This window comes from Microbacterium testaceum, from assembly GCF_001476655.1.
GTDB classification, from domain to species: Bacteria; Actinomycetota; Actinomycetes; order Actinomycetales; family Microbacteriaceae; genus Microbacterium; species Microbacterium testaceum_C.
In genome coordinates this window covers 1-2165 of record NZ_LDRT01000210.1, presented here as the reverse complement: position 1 = coordinate 2165, position 2165 = coordinate 1, and the positions used below count along the sequence as shown (strand labels likewise).

Annotated in this window: 3 protein-coding genes; all 3 read right to left on the bottom strand. The window is 66.3% G+C overall.

Annotated elements, in window-relative coordinates:
• The coding region (locus NS220_RS20690) for a cupin domain-containing protein (protein ID WP_242864684.1) at window positions 1-131 on the bottom strand (131 nt) is incomplete at its 3' end.
• Window positions 132-234: 103 nt separating this feature from the next.
• Window positions 235-966 (bottom strand): hypothetical protein, encoded by a 732-nt coding sequence (locus tag NS220_RS18420; RefSeq protein WP_206543048.1) that lies wholly within the window; start codon window positions 964-966, stop codon window positions 235-237.
• A gap of 58 nt (window positions 967-1024) precedes the next feature.
• Window positions 1025-2023 (bottom strand): type IV toxin-antitoxin system AbiEi family antitoxin, encoded by a 999-nt coding sequence (locus tag NS220_RS18415; protein WP_058625423.1) that lies wholly within the window; start codon window positions 2021-2023, stop codon window positions 1025-1027.
• Window positions 2024-2165 lie beyond the last annotated feature (142 nt).

Genomic DNA, 2165 nt, shown 5'->3' with positions numbered 1-2165 from the left:
AGGCGGTGGGGGACCGAGCAGGGGTAGCTGATGGCATCCCCCGCCCGCAGGATCACGCGCTCGGCCTCGAAGTCGATGGTGAGCTCGCCCGCGACGACGGTGCCGACCTCGTAGCCCTCGTGGTGGAACAGTCCGTCGGCGCCGTGGGCGGAGGCTCCGGGCGGGTAGATCGACTCGAAGTAGTCGACGCCCGGTGGAGGTTCCCGATGCCGCTGCGGCGAACGTTCCGGTATGTCAGGCCTCTCCGCGCAGTCCGCGGGTGAAGGCCTGAACGACAGCCCCTCGTCGCGCGCTGTCTCCCGGAACCCCGAGGAGCTCTCGGGCGAGGTGGCGCGAGTCGAGCCGAGCGAAACGCGCGGCCAGATCATCTGCATCCTCGCGGTTCAGTTGACGGCGCACGTCGCGGCCGAGGAGGCGTGCGGCGCCTTGGGCCAGATCGAAGCCGTAGAACTCGGCGACGTGGATGTCGTCGCCGTAGAGCCGATCGAAGACGTCTTCGCTTTCGGCATACCAGTCGAGCGCGACGGCCAGGTCCTTCGCATCCTTGTCGTCGGGCGACCGGTCTGCCCAGGCGCGCACTTTGAGGAGCGTGTATCCCTCGGGCTGAGGGAGGCGGATGGATTCGCCGCCCGTGAGCGTCAGTGACGCGGCCCGATCGAAGACTTCGCGGAACCCGAAGACGACGATGTCCTCCTTCCGTGGAGCGGGTCGGGTGAGGCCGCGGGGGTCTTCGGCGACGGTACCGAAGGGCACGATGTCGACAGCGAGATCGGCGATTCGGTAGGCGATGTCGTTGTCCCGGATCGAGGGAAACGTTTCGCCGATCCGCTCGAACTGTTGCCAGGACGCGATCGCGATCCCGAGGTCCAGGTCATCGGTCTGTCGAATCGGGGTCGTTCTTCCCAGCGCGGAGTGGATGGCGTCACGACACCGCGCCCCGACGAGCATGATTCCGGCGGGATCCACGCCCGCCCTGCTCACGAGTTCATGGACTGCTTCCGCGACGTCGTCGAGGAGGCGGTGATCAAGCCGCGCGAAGTCGAGCATTGTCGCTGCGGAGGTGGTGAGCCGCTTCTCGTTCCCGGGAATCCCCGGACGCCAGGAGATCGGCGTACATGAGAAGTGGGGGCGCGACGAGTACTCGTTTACGTGCGAACGCTTCCGCGGGCACCGGCTCGGACCAGAACTTCTCCCGTACGAAGATCGTGGGCTCGCGTTCTTCGCTCGCCCACCGACCCGCCCGTGCAGCGTCTCGGGGGATGCCCTCCGTATAGATGGTCCAGGTCAGGTGCCTTTTGATCCACGGTGCTACGGCCTCTCCGCTGAGGTAAATCGGCGGCCCGTCGTCGGGGAGAGCGGATGGGTCGAACTCGCCGCGGAAAGTCCGCGTGTTCTCCCGTGAGCCGAGGCCGCTGGAGAATGCCGCTGACCACCCGTCGATCAGCGAGTCGATGTTTCGGAGGGACCCGGGATCGCGCGGGCCGAAGCCGTCGAGGTAATTGGCTGCCTCGAGTGCGACGAGGGTCTTCTGCGTGAAGCTCACCGAAACTCCGGCGGCGCGGGCAAGGTCCTGGAGTCGCCCGGAGAGAAGATCGGGCCAGCTGATCACCGCAAGAATCACTTGCGATCGTTTCTCGGTGAAGAGGGAGGCGCTCTTCGTCGGCTTGCGGATGTGCCCGGGTGAGTCGGCGGTCCGCCCCCGCACGTCGATGAGCGTGTCCCCGAATGCGAGGTGGCCGTTGCCGGCTTCGTCGAAGTAGTTGATGCCCGCGCCGCGCAGGTGATCTGCGTTGCGGGGAGTAATTCGGGTGCCGAGTGCGAGGACAGGGGCGCCGATGTCGAGGGGTGCCACCCGCTCGACTTCTGCGAGGGTGAGGGGTGAGGCCGCGACGGCCGTCATCTTCTGACGCTGAGCCCCCCGGGCCACGAGCAACGAGGTCACGGGATTGGCGATCGTGGGGATATCCCCCACGAGGTCGACGCCGTATTCCTGGGTCGTGCTCCGGATCTTCTCGCCGTCCACTTTTCCTCCCAGGAGAATTCTCTCAGCAGGAAATTTTTCTCGCAAGGAGAATTTTCCCGGCGGGGAATCAGGCGTGCACGATCAGCCAGTGCGCCACGGCATCCGTCTCGCCGGTGTTGTGCAGGCGGTGGGGGACCGAGCA